This window comes from Streptomyces sp. CNH189 (assembly GCF_000527195.1).
This window is the reverse complement of record NZ_AZUS01000016.1, coordinates 170,049-190,166: the sequence shown is the minus strand read 5'-3', so window position 1 is coordinate 190,166 and position 20,118 is coordinate 170,049. Positions and strand designations below refer to the sequence as shown.

At 72.2% G+C, this 20,118-nt stretch carries 18 protein-coding genes, 1 tRNA gene and 1 pseudogene; 16 read left to right on the top strand and 4 right to left on the bottom strand.

Going from position 1 to position 20,118, the window contains the following annotated elements; all coding sequences use genetic code 11:
• The first annotated feature begins 220 nt into the window (after window positions 1-220).
• Window positions 221-3,076, top strand: coding sequence for a penicillin acylase family protein (locus B100_RS0122165; protein ID WP_024886599.1), 2,856 nt, complete (start codon window positions 221-223; stop codon window positions 3,074-3,076).
• Between the two features lie 64 nt (window positions 3,077-3,140).
• Here the strand turns inward: B100_RS0122165 and B100_RS0122160 are convergent, their stop codons facing one another.
• The gene (locus B100_RS0122160) at window positions 3,141-3,710 is read right to left on the bottom strand and encodes a 5-formyltetrahydrofolate cyclo-ligase (protein WP_486585676.1); all 570 of its coding nucleotides are present in this window, start codon (window positions 3,708-3,710) and stop codon (window positions 3,141-3,143) included.
• 167 nt (window positions 3,711-3,877) lie between these two features.
• On the opposite strand from B100_RS0122160, the gene galU reads away from it, so the two are divergent.
• The 9 genes and pseudogenes from galU to B100_RS34110 form a co-directional block, all read left to right on the top strand.
• Entirely contained in the window at window positions 3,878-4,789 is a 912-nt protein-coding gene (gene galU / locus B100_RS0122155; protein WP_024886597.1) for a UTP--glucose-1-phosphate uridylyltransferase GalU, read from the top strand.
• On the top strand, window positions 4,786-6,108 hold the full coding sequence (gene glp / locus B100_RS0122150) for a molybdotransferase-like divisome protein Glp (protein WP_024886596.1): 1,323 nt from the start codon (window positions 4,786-4,788) through the stop codon (window positions 6,106-6,108). Before galU ends, glp begins: the two co-directional genes overlap by 4 nt.
• An 86-nt stretch (window positions 6,109-6,194) precedes the next feature.
• A complete protein-coding gene (moaC, locus tag B100_RS0122145) occupies window positions 6,195-6,707 on the top strand; it encodes a cyclic pyranopterin monophosphate synthase MoaC (protein ID WP_024886595.1) in 513 nt (170 codons plus the stop codon).
• Window positions 6,704-7,246 (top strand): MogA/MoaB family molybdenum cofactor biosynthesis protein, encoded by a 543-nt coding sequence (locus tag B100_RS0122140; protein WP_024886594.1) that lies wholly within the window; start codon window positions 6,704-6,706, stop codon window positions 7,244-7,246. Before moaC ends, B100_RS0122140 begins: the two co-directional genes overlap by 4 nt.
• Window positions 7,247-7,269: 23 nt before the next feature.
• Window positions 7,270-7,926, top strand: a complete 657-nt coding sequence (locus B100_RS0122135) for a GNAT family N-acetyltransferase (protein WP_399999463.1) — start codon at window positions 7,270-7,272, stop codon at window positions 7,924-7,926.
• Between the two features lie 173 nt (window positions 7,927-8,099).
• Window positions 8,100-9,389: a divisome protein SepX/GlpR gene (gene sepX / locus B100_RS0122130; RefSeq protein WP_024886592.1), complete on the top strand. Its 1,290-nt coding sequence runs from the start codon at window positions 8,100-8,102 to the stop codon at window positions 9,387-9,389.
• 60 nt (window positions 9,390-9,449) lie between these two features.
• A tRNA-Ala gene (locus B100_RS0122125) sits at window positions 9,450-9,523 on the top strand.
• Window positions 9,524-9,619: 96 nt separating this feature from the next.
• Window positions 9,620-9,877, top strand: coding sequence for a hypothetical protein (locus B100_RS36555; protein ID WP_158686737.1), 258 nt, complete (start codon window positions 9,620-9,622; stop codon window positions 9,875-9,877).
• Window positions 9,859-10,056 (top strand): annotated as a pseudogene (locus tag B100_RS34110) (nuclear transport factor 2 family protein); the annotation flags it as partial. The gene B100_RS36555 and the pseudogene B100_RS34110, both read left to right, overlap by 19 nt.
• Window positions 10,057-10,068: 12 nt before the next feature.
• On the opposite strand, the gene B100_RS0122110 reads toward B100_RS34110, so the two are convergent.
• Complete coding sequence (locus B100_RS0122110) at window positions 10,069-10,545, bottom strand: GNAT family N-acetyltransferase (RefSeq protein ID WP_024886589.1); 477 nt, start codon at window positions 10,543-10,545, stop codon at window positions 10,069-10,071.
• A 17-nt stretch (window positions 10,546-10,562) separates the two neighbouring features.
• Between B100_RS0122110 and B100_RS0122105 the strand changes: the two genes are divergently transcribed.
• Entirely contained in the window at window positions 10,563-11,396 is an 834-nt protein-coding gene (locus tag B100_RS0122105; RefSeq protein WP_078541087.1) for an exodeoxyribonuclease III, read from the top strand.
• A gap of 34 nt (window positions 11,397-11,430) precedes the next feature.
• Here the strand turns inward: B100_RS0122105 and B100_RS0122100 are convergent, their stop codons facing one another.
• Window positions 11,431-12,051 (bottom strand): MerR family transcriptional regulator, encoded by a 621-nt coding sequence (locus tag B100_RS0122100; protein WP_024886587.1) that lies wholly within the window; start codon window positions 12,049-12,051, stop codon window positions 11,431-11,433.
• Window positions 12,052-12,228: 177 nt separating this feature from the next.
• Between B100_RS0122100 and B100_RS0122095 the strand changes: the two genes are divergently transcribed.
• The 4 genes from B100_RS0122095 (at window position 12,229) to B100_RS0122080 (ending at window position 15,829) form a co-directional block, all read left to right on the top strand.
• Entirely contained in the window at window positions 12,229-13,746 is a 1,518-nt protein-coding gene (locus tag B100_RS0122095; protein WP_024886586.1) for a flavin-containing monooxygenase, read from the top strand.
• Entirely contained in the window at window positions 13,743-14,690 is a 948-nt protein-coding gene (locus B100_RS0122090; RefSeq protein ID WP_024886585.1) for an alpha/beta fold hydrolase, read from the top strand. The genes B100_RS0122095 and B100_RS0122090 overlap by 4 nt, the downstream gene beginning before the upstream one ends.
• Entirely contained in the window at window positions 14,687-15,571 is an 885-nt protein-coding gene (locus B100_RS0122085; protein ID WP_024886584.1) for an SDR family oxidoreductase, read from the top strand. Before B100_RS0122090 ends, B100_RS0122085 begins: the two co-directional genes overlap by 4 nt.
• A 75-nt stretch (window positions 15,572-15,646) precedes the next feature.
• Window positions 15,647-15,829 carry a hypothetical protein gene (locus B100_RS0122080; RefSeq protein ID WP_024886583.1) on the top strand — a complete coding sequence of 61 codons (183 nt, stop codon included), beginning with the start codon at window positions 15,647-15,649 and terminating at the stop codon, window positions 15,827-15,829.
• 84 nt (window positions 15,830-15,913) lie between these two features.
• Here the strand turns inward: B100_RS0122080 and B100_RS0122075 are convergent, their stop codons facing one another.
• Window positions 15,914-19,216 carry a S41 family peptidase gene (locus tag B100_RS0122075; protein ID WP_024886582.1) on the bottom strand — a complete coding sequence of 1,101 codons (3,303 nt, stop codon included), beginning with the start codon at window positions 19,214-19,216 and terminating at the stop codon, window positions 15,914-15,916.
• A gap of 207 nt (window positions 19,217-19,423) precedes the next feature.
• Between B100_RS0122075 and B100_RS0122070 the strand changes: the two genes are divergently transcribed.
• Entirely contained in the window at window positions 19,424-20,026 is a 603-nt protein-coding gene (locus B100_RS0122070) for a TetR/AcrR family transcriptional regulator (RefSeq protein ID WP_024886581.1), read from the top strand.
• Window positions 20,027-20,118 lie beyond the last annotated feature (92 nt).

Sequence of the window (20,118 nt, the reverse complement as noted above, 5' to 3'; positions counted from 1 at the left end):
TTTACCGCCGAACCGCTTCGTTTGTCACGGCGAACTACTTCGTTACCTTACCTAACTCTTGACGCGCTCTTGACGCGAAGCACGGCATGATCGAACGTCCGTCCGGGCTGGTTCCCGACTCCGCGTCAAGGGGCGCCGGGCCCTGCGCCTATCGTTGCTCCAGCGCTCAGTTAAAAGCACAGCCCGACCTGCCGCTCGCGTTAGGACAGCAAGGACAGCGATGCCCACCGACACCACCGCCGCCTCAACGGGTCAGCAGGCCGCCGGCACGTCCGGCAGGAAGAAGGGGCGCAAAGGCCGTCTCATCGTGCTCGTCCTGGTGCTGGCCCTGATCGGAGGCGTCGCCTACGGGGCGTACTGGTCCATCAGTACCGTGCGTGCCTCCTTCCCGCAGACCAAGGGCTCGATCACCCTCGACGGCCTCTCGGGCCCCGTCGACGTCAAACGCGACAGCTACGGCATCCCGCAGCTCTACGCCTCCTCCGACGAGGACCTGTTCATGGCGCAGGGCTACGTCCAGGCGCAGGACCGGTTCTACGAGATGGACGTGCGCCGGCACATGACGTCCGGCCGACTCTCGGAGATGTTCGGTTCCGGCCAGGTCGACAACGACGCCTTCCTGCGCACCCTCGGCTGGGACCGGATCGCGAAGCGCGAGTACGAGGAGAAGCTCTCCCCCGCCACCAAGAAGTACCTCCAGGCGTACGCCAAGGGCGTCAACGCCTACCTGGAGGGCAAGGAGGGCAAGGAGATCTCCCTGGAGTACGCGGCGCTGGGCTTCGAGAACGACTACACCCCGGGCGCGTGGACACCGGTCGACTCCGTGTCCTGGCTGAAGGCGATGGCCTGGGACCTGCGCGGCAACATGCAGGACGAGATCGACCGGGCGCTGATGACCAGCCGCCTCGGCCCGAAGCAGATCGCCGACCTGTACCCGGAGTACCCGTACGCGCGGAACAAGCCGATCGTGCAGGAGGGCGGCTACGACGAGGGCAGCGGCGCCTACGAGCAGGGCGAGGGCGGCTCGGGTTCCGAGGACGGCTCCGGCTCGGAGGACGGCTCCGGCTCCGGGGACGGCTCGGGTTCCGGCGACGGCGCCGGCGACGGCTCAGGCTCCGAGCTCGGCAACGGCACCGGCACGGGGGACGGCGGCGGGGACGGCACCGGCACCGACGGCTCGGGCGCCGAGACGCAGCTGGCGGGGCTGCAGCAGGTGCTGCAGGACCTCCCCACCGCCGTCGGCATCAACGGCGACGGCATCGGCTCCAACTCCTGGGTGGTCGCGGGCGAGCACACCGTCTCCGGCGAGCCGCTGCTGGCCAACGACCCGCACCTGTCGGCCGCGCTGCCGTCCGTCTGGTACCAGATGGGCCTGCACTGCCGCAGCGTCTCCGACAAGTGCCGTTACGACGTCACCGGTTACACCTTCGCGGGCATGCCCGGCGTGGTCATCGGCCACAACCAGGACATCGCCTGGGGCCTGACCAACTCCGGCGTCGACGTCACCGACCTGTACCTGGAGAAGATCACCGGCGACGGCTACCAGTACGACGGCAAGGTGGTGCCGTTCGAGACGCGCGAGGAGACCATCAAGGTCGCCGGCGGCGCCTCGCGGAAGATCGTCGTCCGTGAGACGAACAACGGCCCGCTGCTGTCGGACCGTTCGGACGAGCTGGTGAAGACCGGCAGGAAGGCCGCCGTCGAGAGCGCCGCCCCCGACCGGGGCGACGGCTACGCGGTCGCGCTGCGCTGGACCGCCCTGGACCCCGGCCGCACCATGGACGCCGTGTTCGCGATCGACCGCGCCAAGGACTGGGACGACTTCCGCGAGGCGGCCGAGCTGTTCGAGGTGCCCTCGCAGAACCTCGTCTACGCGGACACCGACGGCAACATCGGCTACACCCTGCCCGGCAGGATCCCGACGCGCGCGAAGGGCCACGACGGTTCGCTGCCCGCCCCCGGCTGGAACCCCGACCACGAGTGGACCGGCTGGGTCGGCCAGGACGAACTGCCCTACGAGTACAACCCGGAGCGCGGTTACATCGTCACCGCCAACCAGGCCGTCGTCGGCAAGGACTACCCGTACACGCTGACCAAGGACTGGGGGTACGGCGCCCGCAGCCAGCGGATCAACGACCTGATCCAGTCGAAGATCAAGGACGGCGGGAAGATCTCCACCGACGACATGCGGCAGATGCAGCTGGACAACTCCAGCTCCATCGCCAAGCTGCTGGTGCCCGAACTGCTGAAGATCGACGTCGGCGACGAGCACGTGCGCGAGGCGCAGAAGCTGCTGGAGGGCTGGGACTACACCCAGGACGCCGACTCGGCGGCCGCCGCCTACTTCAACGCCGTCTGGCGCAACGTCCTCAAGCTCTCCTTCGGGCACAAGCTGCCCAAGGAGGTGCGGGTGGAAGGCCAGTGTCTGTGGGTCGACCCGGTCAACACCACCGGTCCGGTCGACAAGGCGGGCAAGGTCCGCGAGTGCGGCCAGCGCTCCGCGAGCCAGGCGCAGCCCGACGGCGGCGACCGCTGGTTCGAGGTGGTCCGCCGGCTGATGGCCGACGAGGACAGCGAGTGGTGGACCACGCCCAAGCGCGGCACCCGTCCCGCCGCCGACAACCGTGACGAGCTGTTCAAGCGGGCCCTGATCGACGCCCGCTGGGAGCTGACCGCCAAGCTCGGCAAGGACATCGACACCTGGAGCTGGGGCCGGCTGCACCGGCTGTTCCTGAAGAACCAGACGCTCGGCATCGAGGGCCCCGGCTTCCTGCAGTACGCGCTCAACCGCGGCCCGTGGAAGCTCGGCGGCGGCGAGGCCACCGTCAACGCGACCGGCTGGAACGCCGCCGGGGGCTACGGCGTGGTGTGGGTGCCGTCCATGCGGATGGTGGTCAACCTCGGCGACCTCGACAAGTCCCGCTGGATCAACCTCACCGGCGCCTCCGGTCACGCCTACAGCGCCCACTACGTCGACCAGACGGACAAGTGGGCCGAGGGCGAGCTGCTGGAGTGGGCCTACTCGGAGAAGGCGGTCGAGGAAGGCACCAGCGACACGCTGCTGCTCAAGCCCTGACCGCCCACACCCCGCGGACCACCGGACCGGCCTCCACGCGCGCGTGGAGGCCGGTCCTCGTGCGTCAGGGGGCGTCGCCCGGCGCCTGCGGGCCGGGGCCGAACCGGCGGACCCCGGAGGGGGTCACCACCGCGTGCACCGGCCGGTCGTGCGGCTCCTCGGGCACCCGCTCCACGACCTCGCCGTCGTACAGCAGCACCACCAGGGCGGGGTGGACGCCCGCGCGGTCCAGCCGGGCGAGGACCCGGTCGTAGGAGCCGCCGCCGCGGCCCAGCCGCATCCCGCGGGCGTCCACCGACAGGCCCGGCAGCAGCACGGCGTCCGCCTCCGTCACGGCGTCGGGGCCCAGCCGCTCCCCGGCCGGCTCCAGCAGCGTCATCCGTCCGCCGTGCCTCACCGGAACGAGGGAGCCCGCGCCGTCGTAGACGCCCCACGCCAGGTCGTTGTCCGGCAGCAGGGCGGGCAGCAGCACGCGCGTCCCCCGCGCGCGCAGCGCGTCCAGCAGCGCGAGGGTGCCGGGTTCACTGCCGACGGACACGTACGCGGCCACCGTCCCGGCCCCGGCCAGCTCGGGCAGCGCGAGGGCGTGGCGGGCCAGGGCCTCCGCGTGCGTCCGGACGTCATCGTCCGTCAACCCGTTCCTCACCCGCAGGACTTCGCGCCGTCGCTCTCGCTTGCCAGGTTCGACCCGACCCCGGTTGTGTCTCAAGTCCGTCCCCGTACTGTCGCAATATGCTCATATGAGAAGTAATTCATCGGAGTCACAGATTCAGTGCAAAGACACCGGCTAGGGTGTCGGCCATGTCTCAGTCACACCCTCGGATCAGCAAGGCTGTCATCCCCGCAGCCGGCCTCGGCACCCGGTTCCTGCCGGCCACGAAGGCCACGCCCAAGGAGATGCTGCCGGTGGTCGACAAGCCGGCGATCCAGTACGTGGTCGAGGAGGCCGTGGCCGCCGGTCTCGACGACGTCCTCATGGTCACGGGCCGCAACAAGCGCCCCCTGGAGGACCACTTCGACCGCAATTATGAACTGGAATCCGCCCTGGAGAAGAAGGGCGACGGCGAACGCCTCGCCAAGGTCCAGGAGTCCAGCGACCTCGCCACCATGCACTACGTCCGCCAGGGTGACCCCAGGGGCCTCGGTCACGCCGTGCTGTGCGCCGCCCCGCACGTCGGCGACGAGCCGTTCGCCGTCCTCCTCGGCGACGACCTGATCGACCCGCGCGACCCGCTGCTCCAGCGCATGATCGAGATCCAGCAGGAGTGCGGCGGAAGCGTCGTCGCGCTGATGGAGGTGGCTCCCGAGCAGATCCACCTCTACGGCTCCGCCGCCGTCGAGGCCACCGGGCACGACGACGTCGTCAAGGTCAGCGGCCTGGTGGAGAAGCCCTCCCGCGAGGAGGCACCCTCGCACTACGCCGTCATCGGCCGCTACGTCCTCGACCCGGCCGTCTTCGACGTGCTCCGCAAGACCGAGCCCGGCCGCGGCGGAGAGATTCAGCTGACCGACGCCCTGCAGCAGCTCGCGGCGGACGAGAAGCTCGGCGGCCCGGTGCACGGCGTGGTCTTCCACGGCCGCCGCTATGACACCGGTGACCGCGGCGACTACCTGCGTGCCATTGTCCGACTCGCGTGCGAACGTGAGGACCTGGGCCCGGACTTCCGGGACTGGCTCCAGCGATTCGTCACCGAGGAGATGCAGCAACCTTGAGCAGCGCCGCGCCCCGCACCGCAGAACCGGACCACCTCTGGTCGGTGGACGAGCACCTGGACGACATCCTCGCGACCGTCCGCCCGCTCGAACCCATCGAGCTGAACCTCCTCGACGCCCAAGGCTGCGTCCTGGTCGAGGACATCACGGTGCCGGTCTCCCTGCCCCCGTTCGACAACAGCTCGATGGACGGTTACGCGGTGCGGGTCGCCGACGTCGCGGGCGCGAGCGAGCAGTACCCCGCCTCCCTGGAGGTCGTCGGCGACGTCGCCGCCGGAGCGGCCGACCTCCTGCACGTCGGCCCCGGCCAGGCCGCCCGCATCATGACCGGCGCCCCGCTTCCGCCCGGCGCCGAGACCGTCGTCCCGGTCGAGTGGACCGACGGCGGACTCGGACAGGGCCCGGCCGCCGGGATGCGCGCCCGCAGCCTCGCGCCCGAGGGCGCCGCCGGACACGTCGAGGTGTACCGCCCGGCCCCCGCCCGCGCGCACGTGCGCGCCCAGGGCAGTGACGTCCGGGCCGGCGACCGCGCCCTGGACGCCGGCACCGTCCTCGGCCCGCCGCAGATCTCCCTGCTGGCCGCCGTCGGCCGCGGCACCGTCCGGGTGCGCCCGCGCCCGCGCGTGGTGGTGCTCTCCACCGGAAGCGAACTCGTCCAGCCCGACGAGCCGCTGGGTCCCGGCCAGATCTACGACTCCAACAGCTTCGCCCTCACCGCCGCCGCGCGGGACGCCGGCGCGATCGCCTACCGCGTGGGCGCCGTCGCCGACGACGCCACGACCCTGCGCGACACCATCGAGGACCAACTGGTGCGCGCCGACCTGATGGTCACCACGGGCGGCGTGAGCGTCGGGGCGTACGACGTGGTCAAGGAGGCGCTGTCGCACGCCGGCGACGAGGACGAACCCGGCAGCGGCGTCGAGTTCCGCAAGCTCGCCATGCAGCCGGGCAAGCCGCAGGGCTTCGGCTCCATCGGCCCCGACCACACCCCGCTGCTGGCCCTGCCCGGCAACCCGGTCTCCTCCTACGTCTCCTTCGAGCTGTTCGTCCGCCCCGCCATCCGCACCCTGATGGGGCTCCGGGACGTCCACCGGCCGAGGGTCCGCGCGGAACTCCGCGCGCAGCGCGCGATCGGCTCGCCCAAGGGCCGCCGCCAGTTCCTGCGCGGCCGGTACGCCGACGGCACGGTGACACCCGTGGGCGGCGCCGGATCGCACCTCGTGGCGGCCCTCGCGCAGGCGAACGCGCTCCTCGTGGTCCCCGAGGACGTCGAGGACGTCGCGCCGGGCACCGAGGTCGAGGTGGTCCTGCTCGGCTGAGCAGGGCCGGTTGGCGGTACCGTGTCGCGCACAGCAGGCCCGCGCCCCGCACCGCGCCGGGCCCGGACCGGGAGCGCCACACGATCATGACCGTGCCTTCCCGGGGGGAGACCCCCGGCACCTCCGACCCGTCCCGCCTGACCCACATCGACGAGGCGGGCGCCGCCCGCATGGTCGACGTGTCCGGCAAGGACGTCACCGCGCGCACCGCGCGGGCCACCGGCCGCGTGCTCGTCGCGCCCCGGGTGATCGAGCTGCTGCGCGGCGAGGGCGTCCCCAAGGGCGACGCACTGGCCACCGCGCGCATCGCGGGCATCATGGGCGCCAAACGCACCCCCGACCTGATCCCGCTGTGCCACCCTCTGGCGCTGTCCGGTGTGAAACTGGACCTGTCGGTCGCGGACGACGCCGTGGAGATCGCGGCGACCGTGCGGACGACGGACCGCACGGGCGTCGAGATGGAAGCCCTCACCGCGGTCTCCGTCGCCGCACTGACCGTGATCGACATGGTCAAGGCGGTCGACAAGGAGGCGGTCATCACGGACGTGCGGGTGGAGGAGAAGACGGGCGGCAAGTCGGGCGACTGGAGCAGGTCATGACGCTTGACGCGACCGTCGGCGGCGCGCTGCCCGCCCCGTACAGCGCGCTCGTGGTCACGGCGTCCAACCGGGCCGCCGCCGGTGTCTACGAGGACACGGGCGGCCCGCTGATCGCCGAGGGCCTGCGGCGGTTCGGCTTCGCCGTCGACGGCCCGCAGGTCGTCCCCGACGGCGACCCCGTGGAGGCGGCCCTGCGCGCGGCCGTCGACGCCGGGTACGACGTCGTCGTCACCACCGGCGGCACCGGCATCTCGCCCACCGACCGCACCCCCGAGGCCACCCGCCGTGTCGTCGAGCGCGAGGTCCCCGGCATCGCGGAGGCCGTCCGCGCGTACGGCCGGGACAAGGTGCCCACCGCCGCCCTCTCCCGGGGCCTCGCGGGCGTCGTGGGCGGCACGCTGATCGTCAACCTCCCGGGCTCACGCGGCGGGGTGAAGGACGGCCTCGCCGTCCTGGAGCCGCTGCTGAAGCACGCCGTGGACCAGTTGCGCGGCGGGGACCACCCCCGCCCGGACGCCGGCGACGGAGGTGCGCGCTGAACGCCCCGTACTGGCCGGCGGAACTGGTGGACGGCGACATCGTCCTCCGGCCGATAAAGCTGCGCGACCAGAAGGCGTGGCGTGAGGTCAACCGGCGCAACCGTGACTGGCTGCGGCCCTGGGAGGCGACCATCCCGCCGCCCACGCCCAGCGGACCGGTCATCCACCGCCCGACCTACCGGCAGATGGTGCGGCACCTGCGCTCCGAGGCGAACGCGGGCCGCATGCTCCCCTTCGTCATCGAGTACCAGGGGCGCCTCGTCGGGCAGTTGACGGTCGCCGGGATCACCTGGGGCTCGATGTGCTCGGGACACATCGGCTACTGGGTGGACGAGGCGGTGGCCGGCCGGGGCGTGGTGCCCACGTCCGTGGCGATGGTCGTGGACCACTGTTTCCGCACCGTGGGACTGCACCGCATCGAGGTCTGCATTCGCCCGGAGAACGGGCCGAGCCGCAGGGTCGTGGAGAAACTCGGATTCCGCGAGGAGGGACTGCGCCCGCGCTATCTCCACATCGACGGCGCCTGGCGCGACCATCTCGTGTTCGCCCTCACCGCGGAAGAAGTCCCCGACGGTTTGCTCGCCCGCTGGCGCCGGACCCGCGCGCAGGAGCGGTCCCGCCATGAGCTGCCCGGACGCGAGCAGCACGGCCGGGGAATCCCGCACGGACCGAGTAATTGAATATACGTTCGAATTGCGGCGCAACGTGACCGTCTGGGAACCGGCAATTACCGGGTTCCGGTGACTGTCTGATCGCATCCATCACAAGAAAAGTTCGAAATATCAGCCAGATCGTGCGACACACCGGCCCAATTGGCCTATGGCCTCCTGCAAACCCCTCTACGGTGTGAGACGTGAGCAGCAGCGGCCTCATCTACGCAGTCATTGTCGGGGCCTGGGCCGCCTACTTGGTGCCTATGTGGCTCCGTAGGCAGGACGAGCTGAACGAGGCACGTCCGACGGAACGCTTCAGCACCGCCATCCGACTGCTGTCCGGACGGGCGGGCATGGAGCGCCGGTACGCCAAGGACCTGCGGACGCGCTCCACCGACGAGGGGGAGCGAAGCGTCCACGACCCGGATGCGATCACCGACTCGGTGGACGTCCGGGCCTTCGCCGTGTCCCAGACCCGTCCGCAGACCCAGGCGCCCGTACCGCCCGCCCCCGAGGAGCGGCCGGAACCCGAGCGCCCCGCCCGGGCCCCGCAGGAGCGCGCCGAAGCGCGTGCGCCCGAACCGCGTGCGCCCGAACCGCGTGCGCCCGAACCGCGTGCGCCCGAAGCGCGTGTACCCGAACCGGCCGCCGTGCGGGGCACGGGCGCGCAGGGCCGCGTCCCCGCCGCGCGCCGCGCCCCGGACGCCCGCCGCGACCGGACCGCGCAGGCCGCCGCCGAGCGCGCCCGGCGCTCCAAGGTGCTCGCGCGCCGCCGGCGCACCATCACGATGCTGTTCCTCGCCTTCACCCTCGGCGCGATCGTCGCCGCCGTCGGCGGACTGGCGTTCCTGTGGGCGCCGGGCGCGCCCGCCTTGATGCTCAGCGCCTACATCGGCTATCTCCGCTCCCAGGAGCGCCGTCGGTTCGCCTACCAGATGGACCGCCGCCAGGCCGAGGCCGCCGCACAGCGGCTGCGCGAGCGGCGGCCCCGCCGCCGGCCCGCCGTCGACGAGGCCGACCCGGACGAACCGGAGGGCCCGGAAGCGGGCACCGACACCGACCCCGGCCTTCTGGCGCTCGCCGCGGACCGGCGGGCGCTCGTCGAGCAGACCGACCACGCCGAGTGGGTCGACCAGCAGCGCGAGCGCAGCAGGCGGCCCGGCCAGGGCGGCGACAGCTGGGACCCGGTCCCGGTGCCGCTCCCCACGTACGTCACCGCCCCGGTCGCCCCGCGCGCCTCCGGCGACGTGGACCTCGGCGCCCCGGACACCTGGAGCTCGGCCCGCTCCAGCGCCGTACCGGCCGACGAGGCGCAGGCCGCGGCCGCCGCCGAGGAACCGGACCCGGCGGTCCCCGACGACCGTGACACCGACGACGACCGCACCGACGCCCGCCGCGCCGCCTCCGCCCGCCGCTCCCGCGAGCGCGGCCGCACCCCCCTGTTCGACCAGTACGAGGACGGCGAGCGTCCCAAGGCCGCGAACGAGTAGCACCCGGCCAACGGATTTTTGAGCACCCCGATCGGGATGCTAAAGTTTCACTCGTTGCAAGGGCCTGTGGCGCAGTCCGGTAGCGCACCTCGTTCGCATCGAGGGGGCCAGGGGTTCAAATCCCCTCAGGTCCACGCAACGAAGCCCCGGCCGGGATCTCCCGGCCGGGGCTTCGACTTGTTCCCACAGGTGACTGCCGCGGCGTTGGGTCCCGCCGGTACGGTCCCGGCATGAAGCCTCATCAGTCCGGGCTGCGGAAAAGACTCCAGATGACCGGCGGCCTTCTCCGCCACGTGGCCCGGCGGCCGGTGCTGCTCGGCTGGACCGTGCTGCTGGTCGTCCTGTCGGTGCGCGCCCCGCACCATGTGCCCGATCCGTGGGCCGGACTGATCAGCGGCATGATCCTGCCCGCCTGGCTCATCCCGGTCAGCGCCGACTACGAGCGCAGCCGCACGGACGGCGAGGGCAGCGCGGGCGGGGATCAGTGACGCCCGCGCACTTCCGCGACGCGTTCCCGCCCACCGCCCACGTCGAGGTGCACGGCAGCGTCGCCACCGCGACCATGACGCTGCGGCACGGCGCCGACACCTTCACCGACGTCTTCCTCACGGTCCGCACCGGCGGAGGACGGCGCATCGCCAACAAGGCATGCCACCGGCACGCCTGACCCGCGCGGGCCCTACAGCGCCTTCGCGTAGCAGCGGCTCTCCTCGTGGAAGCGGTAGTAGCCGAACTTCTCGCACGGCTCGTAGCCGCTGGAGGCGTACAGGGCGATGGCCTCCGGCTGCTTGGTGCCGGTCTCCAGGACCATGCGGACGCGGCCGGCGGCACGGGCGTCCTCCTCCAGGGCGGCGAGGATGCGGCGGGCGAGGCCCCGGCCCCGCATCTGCTCGACCACGTACATGCGCTTCAGTTCCGCGTCACCGTCACGGTTGCCCTCGTCGTTGGCGTCCTGGACGCGCCAGCCGCCGGAGGCGACGGGCACGCCGAGCGCGTCGTAGGCGATCAGGTACGTGCCGTTGGGGGGTGCGAAGTCCGCGGGGTCCATCGGAGTGGCGTCGCCGCCGTCGCCGTAGCGGATGTCGTACTCGGCCTGGACCTCTGCGTCCAGCTTCACGGCGTCGGGGTGGTCGTAGGGGACCCGGCGGATTTCCATGACGAATACCGTAAAACATGCCCGGACCTGCACGTGTGTATCGTGCCCTGGTGCTCACTGTGACCTCTGTCAACGTCAATGGACTGCGCGCCGCCGCGAAGAAGGGCTTCGTGGAGTGGCTCGCCGGTACCTCCGCCGATGTGCTGTGCCTCCAGGAGGTGCGGGCCGAGGCGGCGCAGCTCCCGGAGACGGTGCGGGAGCCGGAGGGCTGGCACGTGGTGCACGCGCCGGCCGCCGCGAAGGGGCGTGCGGGGGTCTCGCTGTACACCCGCCGCGAGCCGGAGCGGGTGCGGGTCGGTTTCGGCTCGGCGGAGTTCGACGGCAGTGGACGGTACGTCGAGGCGGATCTGCCCGGTGTGACCGTCGCCTCCCTCTACCTGCCGTCCGGTGAGGTCGGCACGGAGCGACAGGACGAGAAGGTCCGCTTCATGGACGAGTTCCTGGCGTACCTCAAGGAGCTGCGGGAGCGGGCCGCCGCCGACGGACGCGAGGTCGTGGTCTGCGGCGACTGGAACATCGCCCACGAGAAGACCGACCTGAAGAACTGGCGCGGGAACACCAAGAGCTCCGGCTTCCTGCCCGAGGAGCGGGAGTGGCTCTCCCGCGTGCTCGATCCGGCCGACGGCGGCTACGTCGACGTGGTGCGCGCCCTGCACCCGGACGTCGACGGCCCGTACTCGTGGTGGTCGTACCGCGGGCGCGCCTTCGACAACGACACGGGCTGGCGCATCGACTACCAGGTGACCACCCCGGGGCTCGCGGACCGCGCGCTGAAGGCGTACGTGGAGCGCGCGGCCACCCACGCCGAACGCTGGTCGGACCACGCCCCCGTGACGGTGGTCTACGGGTAGGGCGCCAGGCGGGTCCCGGGGGTGTCACCCCGGCTCAGTTCTTCTTGTGCAACCGCCGGTCCAGCGCCAGTGACAGTTCCGCGTCCACCACGCTGCGGGCCAGGGGGCGCAGGCGGTGCAGGGTTTCCTCCGGGGCGTGGCGGAGGATCAGGCCGGCGAAGAGGTCGGCGAGGGTGTCGGCGTGGGTGCGGACCTCCGCGCCGGTGCGGAGCACCTCGCCGAGCGGGATGCCCTCGCGGACCAGGGCGGACGACACCTCCAGCAGGCGGCGGCTGATGTGGACGATCTCCTCGCCGTCGACGCCCAGGTAGCCGAGGTCCAGGGCGGCTGCCAGGTTCTCCGGGGTGACCTCGCCGGCGAAGTGATCGGCGAGCTCCTCGGGGGTGAGGCGGACCGGGGTCTCCTCGGTGGGGACCTCCACGCCGAGCAGGTCGCCGACGTCGCGCCCGTGGTCGAAGGCCTCCGCCAGCTCCGCTATGCCGTTGAGGGTGTGGCCGCGCTCCAGCAGGGCCGTGATGGTGCGCAGCCGGGCCAGGTGCTGGTCGTCGTACCAGGCGATGCGGCCCTCGCGGCGCGGTGGCGGGATCAGTTTGCGCTCGCGGTAGAAGCGCAGCGTGCGCACGGTGACGCCGGCCAGCCGGGCCAGCTCCTCCATGCGGTACTCGCGCTTGTGCGGGGGTGTCTCGCTGTCGTCTGCCACATCTGAACCCTAGGTCGTACCGGCGGTAACTTTCCTCGCGCACCCCCTACCCATGAGTACGGCACTGCTCTACGCTCCCCATTGCGCCAGTGTTCACTGGCATGGTTCTGAGCGATGCGCGGAGGCTTTGGGATGGCCGAGCACGAGCATGTACGGGTTGCGGTGATCGGGTCGGGATTCGGCGGACTCGGGGCCGCCGTACGGCTGCGACGTGAGGGGATCACCGACTTCGTCGTCCTGGAACGGGCCGGCAGCGTCGGCGGCACCTGGCGGGACAACAGTTACCCCGGGTGTGCCTGCGACGTGCCGTCGCACCTGTACTCCTTCTCCTTCGCGCCCAACCCCGACTGGCCGCGCTCCTTCTCCGGACAGGAGCACATCCGCGCCTACCTGGAGCACGTCACCGACGTGTTCGGGCTGCGCCCGCACATCCGCTTCGACTCGGAGGTGAAGCGGATGGCGTGGGACGGCGAGCGGATGTGCTGGGACATCGAGACCAGCAGCGGCGACCTCAGCGCGGACGTCGTCGTCTCCGCCACCGGGCCGCTGTCCGAGCCCAAGCTGCCGGACGTCCCCGGCCTGGACACCTTCCCCGGCAAGGTGTTCCACTCCGCCCGCTGGGACCACGACTACGACCTGCGCGGCAAGCGCGTCGCCATGGTCGGCACCGGTGCCTCCGCGATCCAGATCGTGCCGACGATCCAGCCGCAGGCGGAGCGGCTCACGCTGTTCCAGCGCACCCCCGCCTGGGTGCTGCCCCGGATGGACCGGCCCATCGGTTCCGCCGAGCGCGCCGTCCACCGGGCGCTGCCCTTCACCACCAAGATGCGCCGCGGACTGCTGTGGGGCATCCGGGAGTTGCAGGTCCAGGCGTTCACCAAGCACCCCGGTGAGCTCGGGTTCGTGGAGCAGCTGGCCAAGCGGAACATGGCCCGGGCGATCAAGGACCCGGCGCTGCGCGCCAGGCTCACCCCGGACTACCGCATCGGCTGCAAGCGGATCCTGCTGTCCAGCACGTACTACCCGGCCCTCGCGCAGCCCAACGTGGACGTCGTCGCGAGCGGGCTGAGCGAGGTGCGCGGCTCGACCGTGGTCGCCGCCGACGGCACCGAGGCCGAGGTCGACGCGATCGTGTTCGGCACCGGCTTCCACGTCACGGACATGCCGATCGCCGAGCGGGTCGTCGGCCCGGAGGGCAAGACCCTCGCCGAGTCCTGGTCCGGCGGCATGCAGGCGCTGCGCGGTGCCTCCGCGGCCGGCTTCCCGAACTGGATGACGATCATCGGCCCCAACACCGGCCTCGGGAACTCCTCGATGATCCTGATGATCGAGTCCCAGCTGAACTACATGGCCGACTACCTGCGCCAGCTCGACGTCCTGGGCGGCCGGGCCGCCCTCGACGCCCGACCCGGCGCGGTGCGTGCCTGGAACCACCGGGTGCAGGAGCGGATGAAGCGCACGGTGTGGAACACCGGCGGCTGCACCAGCTGGTACCTGGACGAGAGCGGCCGCAACACCACCATCTGGCCCGGCACGACCGCCGAGTTCCGGCGCGCCACCCGCCGCGTCGACCTCGCCGAGTACGCCGTGCTGCGCGCCCCCGCCGAGCGGGAGACGACGGCCGCCGAGAGCACGGAGGTGTCCGCGTGAGCCGCCCCACCCCCGTGACCAGCGGGCGTTACGCCCCGCCCGCCGCCGTGCGGGAGCTGACCGCCCGCTCCGCCGACGGCACCGGCCTCCACGTCGAGGTGCACGGCCTCGAGGGCGCGCCCGCCGTCGTCCTCGCCCACGGCTGGACCTGCTCGACCGCCTTCTGGGCCGCGCAGATCGGCGAACTCGCCGCCGACCACCGGGTGATCGCCTACGACCAGCGCGGTCACGGCCGCACCCCGGCAAGCCCCGTGTGCACCACGGACACGCTCGCCGACGACCTCGAGGCCGTCCTCACCGCCACCCTCGCCCCCGGCGAACGCGCCGTGATCGCCGGGCACTCCATGGGCGGCATGACCGTGATGGCCGCCTCCGGACGGCCCGCGTTCCGCGAGCACGCCGCCGCCGTCCTGCTGTGCAGCACCGGCAGCGGGCGGCTGGTCGCCGAGTCGACCGTGCTGCCGCTGCGGCCGGGCAGGGCGCGGACCTGGCTGACCGGGCGCATCCTCGGCAGCCGGGCCCCGCTCGGGCCGGTCACACCGGCCGCCCGGCGCATCCTCAAGTACGCGACCATGGGGCCCGCTTCGGCCCCGGACATGGTGGAGGCCTGCGCGCGCATCGTGCACGCCTGCCCGCGCACCGTGCGCCACGCCTGGTCCCATGTGCTGGCCTCCCTCGATCTCGAGGCGGGCGTACGGGAGTTGCGGGTGCCGGTGGAGGTCGTCGTCGGCACCGCCGACCGGCTCACCCCGCCCGTGCACGCCCGCGCGCTCGCCGCCGCGCTGCCCGACTGCCGGGGCGTCACCGAACTGCCCGGCGTCGGCCACATGTCCCCCGTCGAGGCGCCCGACCTGGTCACCGGGCGGATCCGCGACCTCGTCGCCGCCCACGTGAGCGCCCACCAGTCCGCCGCACCCGCCGTACCCGCCGAGGAGAGCGCATGAGCAGGGTCAGTCTCGAAGGAAAGGTCGCCGTCGTCACCGGAGCGGCGCGCGGAGTCGGGGAGCTGCTCGCCCGCAAACTCTCCGCGCGCGGCGTGAAGGTGGCGCTGGTCGGTCTCGAGCCGGACGCGCTGAAGGACGTCTCCGCCCGGCTGCACAGCGACAGCGACCACTGGTACGCCGACGTCACCGACCACGAGGCGATGGCCCACGTCGCCGAGCAGGTCCGCGAGCGGTTCGGCCGCGTGGACATCGTGGTCGCCAACGCCGGTGTGGCGACCGGCGGTCCGTTCACCGAGTCCGACCCGGAGGCCTGGCGGCGGGTCATCGAGGTGAACCTCGTCGGATCGGCCGTCACCGCGCGGGCATTCCTGCCGCTGCTCGCCGAGAGCCGCGGCTACCTGCTGCAGATAGCGTCCCTCGCCGCGATCACCCCCGCGCCGATGATGACCGCCTACTGCGCCTCCAAGTCCGGTGTGGAGGCGTACGCGCACGCCCTGCGCGCCGAAGTCGCCCACCGGGGCGTGAAGGTGGGCGTCGGCTACCTGTCGTGGACCGACACCGACATGGTGCGCGGGGCCGACCAGGACGACGTCATGCGGGAGTTGCGGCAGCGGCTGCCGTGGCCGGCGAACAAGACCTACCCGCTGGGCCCGGCCGTGGACCGGATCGTCGCCGGCATCGAGCGGCGCGCCGCTCACGTCTACGGGCAGCGCTGGCTGCGCGGCATGCAGAGCGTCCGCGGCTACCTGCCCTCCCTCATCGGCACGGTCGGGCAACGGGAGATGAAGCGGTTCGGGCACCGGCTCGACGGTCTGCGCATCGGGCTGGTCGGAGCGGGCGGCAACGCCGACGAACAGCATCGCGCTACGGTCCGTGACTGATCGACATGCGCAGGGTGACCGCCCGTGTGAATCTGGTCGGGCAAGTTCCCCCACCCCACACGGGAGTGAACCCACATGGGTATGAAGGACCAGATGCAGGAGAAGGCCGGCCAGTTCCAGCAGCAGGCCAAGCAGCGCGCCCAGCAGGGCAAGGAGCAGCTGCAGCAGAACCGCAACCGCCGTCGGGACGACGAGGCGGCGGACCCGCAGCGTCGCCGCGAGCCGGAGGAGCGTTTCGACCAGGACCACGAGGTCTGACGGTCGGAGCATCCGGGCACTGAGGTGCCCACGCGCTGAGCGCGGGCGGGAAGGGGTGCCCCTGGCGAAGGGGGCACCCCTTCCTCACGTCCGCGGCGGCAGCTTCGGGCGCGAACGGTCGGGCACGTCGCCGTAGCCCGGCGGCGAGGCCGGCGGTTCGGCCTCCAGCAGGTTCAGGGCGAGCGTCACGGCGTCGTCCAGGACCGCGTGCCGGCCCTCGGCCCAGTCCAGCGGCGTGCGCAGCGCCTCCAGGTCGGGGTCGACACCCCGGTTCTCCACGGACCAGCCGTACGCGTCGAACCAGGCCGCGTTCATCGGCACCGTGATCACCGTGCCGTCCCCGAGCCGGTGCCGGCCGGTCATGCCGACCACCCCGCCCCAGGTGCGCTGCCCGACCACCGGCCCCAGCTTCAGCAGCTTGAACGCGGCGGTGATCATGTCGCCGTCGGAGCTGGTCGCCTCGTCGGCCAGCGCGACGACCGGCCCGCGCGGCGCGTTCGAGGCGTACGACACGGGCTGGGCGTCACGGGTGAGGTCCCAGCCGATGATGGTGCGGGTCAGCTTCTCCACCACGAGTTCGCTGATGTGCCCGCCGGCGTTGCCGCGCACGTCGACGATGAGCGCGGGCCGGGACATCTCCATGCGCACGTCCCGGTTGAACTGCGCCCAGCCGGAGCCGCCCATGTCGGGGATGTGCAGGTAGCCGCACCGCCCGCCGCTCAACTCGCGCACCACGGCACGCCGTTTGGCCACCCAGTCCTGGTAGCGCAGGGGCGTCTCGTCGACCAGCGGGACGACGGCGACCCGCCGGGGCGGACCCTCGCCCGAAGGGGAGGGGCCCGCAGGGCCTTCCGCAGCAGGGTGGTGGTGGGCGACGGGTGGGCGGAACGTCAGCTCCACCGTGGTGCCGCCCGCCGCCGCGAGCAGGGGGTAGGGGCCGGCGACCGGGTCCACCGGGCGCCCGTCGACATGGGTGAGCACCGCGCCCTCGCGGATGCCGGCGCCGGCCAGCGGGGAGCGGGCGCGGGTGTCGGAGGAGTCGCCGGGCAGGATCCGTTTCACCGTCCAGCCGGCCTCGCGGGGGACCAGGTTGGCGCCGAGCAGGCCCTGGCGGCGCTGGTAGTGCGGGGGTCCCTCGTTGCGGCGGGCCGCGGTCACGTAGGCGTGCGAGGTGCCCAGTTCGCCCAGCACCTCACGGAGCAGGTCGGCGAACTCGTCGGGCGAGGCGACCCGTTCGACCAGCGGGCGGTACTGCTCCAGCACCCCGTCCCAGTCGATGCCGCACATGTCCGGCTCCCAGAAGTAGGCGCGGATCAGCCGCCCCGCCTCCGCGTACGCCTGGTGCCACTCGGCGGCCGGGTCGGCCTCGTGCTTGATGCGGCGCAGGTCGATCCACACCGTGGAGTCGCCGTCGCCCGGTTCGGTGGCGGGCACCGCGCGCAGCTCGCCCTCGTCCACCACGACCAGCCGGGAACCGTCCCCGCTGACCGCGAAGAAGTCGAGGTGGGCGACGAGTTCGGACTTCTTGGCCTTGGGGATGTCGAAGTGCTCCAGGGTGGGCCGCCCGCTGGTGTCGTCGGGGTTGGCGAACGTCTCGCCGAGCGCGCCCGAGATCGGCCAGCGCAGCCACACCAGACCGCAGCCCGCGACCGGGTACAGCCCGGAGTACTTGGAGGCGGCCACCGGGAAGGGGGTGACCCTGCTTTCCAGGCCCTCCGCCTCCACGGTCACCGTGCCGCCCTCCTCGCTCTCCTCCTGCTCCAGCGGGTCGAGACCACCCGCCGCGGGACGGCCCTCGGGGCTCAGCGCGAACGGCGAGGGCGTCGCCGAGGACAGCGGCACCAGATACGGGCGGCAGCCCAGCGGGAAGGACAGGTCGCCGGTGTGCACGTCGTACACCGGGTCGAAGCCGCGCCAGGACAGGAAGGCCAGGTAGCGGCCGTCCCGGGTGAAGACCGGGTTCTCGTCCTCGAAGCGTCCGTTGGTGACATCGATGACCAGCCGGTCCTTGATGCGGGCGAGTTTGATCTGCCGCAGGGAGCGTCCGATCACCGGGTGGGACCAGGCCAGCCAGGCACCGTCGGGCGAGAAGGCGAGGTCGCGCACGGGGCCGTTGCCGGAGTGGATCAGCTCGGTGACCTCGCCCGGCGTCCCGTCCGTCGCCTCGTCGGTGTCCACCAGCAGCAGCCGGCCGTCGTGCGCGGCGACGGCGAGGCGCTGCCCCTCGGGGTCGGCCACCATCTCCAGCACCCGGCCCAGCCTGCCCGCGGCCAGCCGCCGGTGGGCGCGGTGGCCGGTGGCCCGGGGCAGCGAGGCGATCTCCACGGCGTCCTCGCCCTCGGCGTCGGTGACGTACGCGACCTGCCCGCCGGCGCCGAGCATCTCCGGCAGCCGCACCCGTACGCCCGGGGTGTCGGTCAGGGTGCGGGCGGGCCCGTCGCGGTGGGTGAGCCAGTACAGGCTGCCGCGTACGACGACGGCGCTGGCGCGGCCGGTCTCGTCGACGGAGAGGCCGTCCAGGTGCTGCGCGGTGGGCACCTGGTAGGGGCGCCGGCCGGAGCGCGGACCGCTCAGCCGCACGTCGAGCCGGCGCGGGGCGGAGCCGGGGGAGAGGTCGTCCACGATCCACAGGTCGCCGGCGCACTGGTAGACGACGCGGGTGCCGTCGGTGGCGGCGTGCCGGGCGTAGAAGGAGTCGTGGTCGGTGTGGCGGCGCAGGTCGGTGCCGTCGTGGGCGCAGGAGTAGAGGTTGCCGATGCCCTCGTGGTCGGAGAGGAAGGCGATCCGTCCGCCGACGAACATGGGGGAGTGCAGATGGCCGTCGAGGCCGTCGAGCAGCCGGTGCCCGTGCAGCCAGAGCCTGCCGGTGGCGCCGCCCCGGTAGCGCTTCCAGGACGCCGGTTCGTGCGGCGGGGTGCCGGTGAGCAGCAGGGACCTGCGCTCGCCCGCGAGGTCGGCGACCTGGATGTCGGAGACCGGTCCCCAGGGCAGCTTGCGTCCGGGGCTCCCGTCCAGGCTCAGCTTGTAGGCCCAGGTGAAGTAGGAGAAGGGCTCGCCGTGCGAGGTGACGGCGAGGATCTCGGCGTGGCCGTCCTCGTGGGGCGGGGCCCAGCCGCACACCCGGGTGTCGGAGCTGCCCCAGTACGTCAGGCGCCGCCCGGGCCCGCCGTCCACCGGCACCAGGTGCACCTCGGGGTCCAGGGTGCGCCAGCTGGTGTACGCGATGTGGCGGCCGTCGGGGGAGAAGCGGGGGTGTCCCAGCTTGGTGCGGTCGACGGTGAGCCGCCAGGCGCGACCCGGTCCGTCGAGCGGGGCGAGCCAGAGGTCGTCCTCCGCGACGAAGCACAGCAGGTCGTCCTTGAGGTGCGGCAGACGCAGATAAGTCACCCTCCCCATGCTTTTCCGGGGGACGGACCGCAGCAACTCGTGCGCATCGCCGCAACTCGTGCGGATCGCTTATGCGGACCGAACAACCGTGACGCAGAACACGAACGAAACCGTTTCGTTTCGTTAAGGCGGAGAGGTACCTTCGTCTTGTACGAAACCGTGTCGTTCCTTTGACGCGGTGGGACCCGGAGCGGAAAGGTGGCCGGCATGAGTGACATCGCGACATCACGTCGCAGCCGGATCACCCCCGAGCGCGAGGCAGAGCTGTACGGCGCCGTGCTCGAACTGCTCCGTGAGGTCGGCTACGACGCCCTCACCATGGACGCCGTGGCCGCCCGCACCCGGTCCAGCAAGGCCACGCTCTACCGGCAGTGGGGCGGCAAGGCCGAGCTGGTGGTCCGGGCGATGCGCAGCCAGAAGCCGGGCGGCATCGCAGAGATGGACACCGGGTCCCTGCGGGGTGACCTGCACATCATCATCGGCCGCGAGGACGACTGCGTCATGGCGGAGAACGTGGCTCTCATGCGGGCCCTCGCCATGGCGGTGCACCAGAACGACGACCTGCGCCAGGCGCTCCGCGAGCTGCTGGTGGAGCCGGAGGTCGAGGAGTTCCGCCGCATCGTCGACCGCGCGATCGAACGGGGCGAGGTCCGCCCGGACAACCCGGCGCTGGACTACATCGTGCACATGCTCGTCGGCGCCTTCGCCACACGGATGCTGATCGACGAACAGCCGCCCACGCAGGCCTTCCTCCGGTCGTACATCGACGCCGTGGTGCTCCCCGCCCTCGGAGTCGCCCCAGCCGACTGACCCCCAGTCGTACCAGAGTCAGCCACTTCCTGACGTATCCGCTCACGCCGTCGGGCTGATCCCCCTTGCCCTGAAACATCCACGACCTGACC

What these genes read in the sequence shown, in the direction of transcription:
- B100_RS0122080 (WP_024886583.1), top strand. Translation starts at nt 15,647, where the DNA reads ATGGGTATGAAGGACCAGATGCAGGAGAAGGCCGGCCAGTTCCAGCAG.
- B100_RS0122140 (WP_024886594.1), top strand. Translation starts at nt 6,704, where the DNA reads ATGACGCTTGACGCGACCGTCGGCGGCGCGCTGCCCGCCCCGTACAGC.
- B100_RS36555 (WP_158686737.1), top strand. Translation starts at nt 9,620, where the DNA reads ATGAAGCCTCATCAGTCCGGGCTGCGGAAAAGACTCCAGATGACCGGC.
- galU (WP_024886597.1), top strand. Translation starts at nt 3,878, where the DNA reads ATGTCTCAGTCACACCCTCGGATCAGCAAGGCTGTCATCCCCGCAGCC.
- B100_RS0122095 (WP_024886586.1), top strand. Translation starts at nt 12,229, where the DNA reads ATGGCCGAGCACGAGCATGTACGGGTTGCGGTGATCGGGTCGGGATTC.
- B100_RS0122105 (WP_078541087.1), top strand. Translation starts at nt 10,563, where the DNA reads ATGCCCGGACCTGCACGTGTGTATCGTGCCCTGGTGCTCACTGTGACC.
- B100_RS0122165 (WP_024886599.1), top strand. Translation starts at nt 221, where the DNA reads ATGCCCACCGACACCACCGCCGCCTCAACGGGTCAGCAGGCCGCCGGC.
- moaC (WP_024886595.1), top strand. Translation starts at nt 6,195, where the DNA reads ATGACCGTGCCTTCCCGGGGGGAGACCCCCGGCACCTCCGACCCGTCC.
- B100_RS0122070 (WP_024886581.1), top strand. Translation starts at nt 19,424, where the DNA reads ATGAGTGACATCGCGACATCACGTCGCAGCCGGATCACCCCCGAGCGC.
- B100_RS0122100 (WP_024886587.1), bottom strand. Translation starts at nt 12,051, where the DNA reads ATGGAGGAGCTGGCCCGGCTGGCCGGCGTCACCGTGCGCACGCTGCGC.
- B100_RS0122085 (WP_024886584.1), top strand. Translation starts at nt 14,687, where the DNA reads ATGAGCAGGGTCAGTCTCGAAGGAAAGGTCGCCGTCGTCACCGGAGCG.
- B100_RS0122110 (WP_024886589.1), bottom strand. Translation starts at nt 10,545, where the DNA reads ATGGAAATCCGCCGGGTCCCCTACGACCACCCCGACGCCGTGAAGCTG.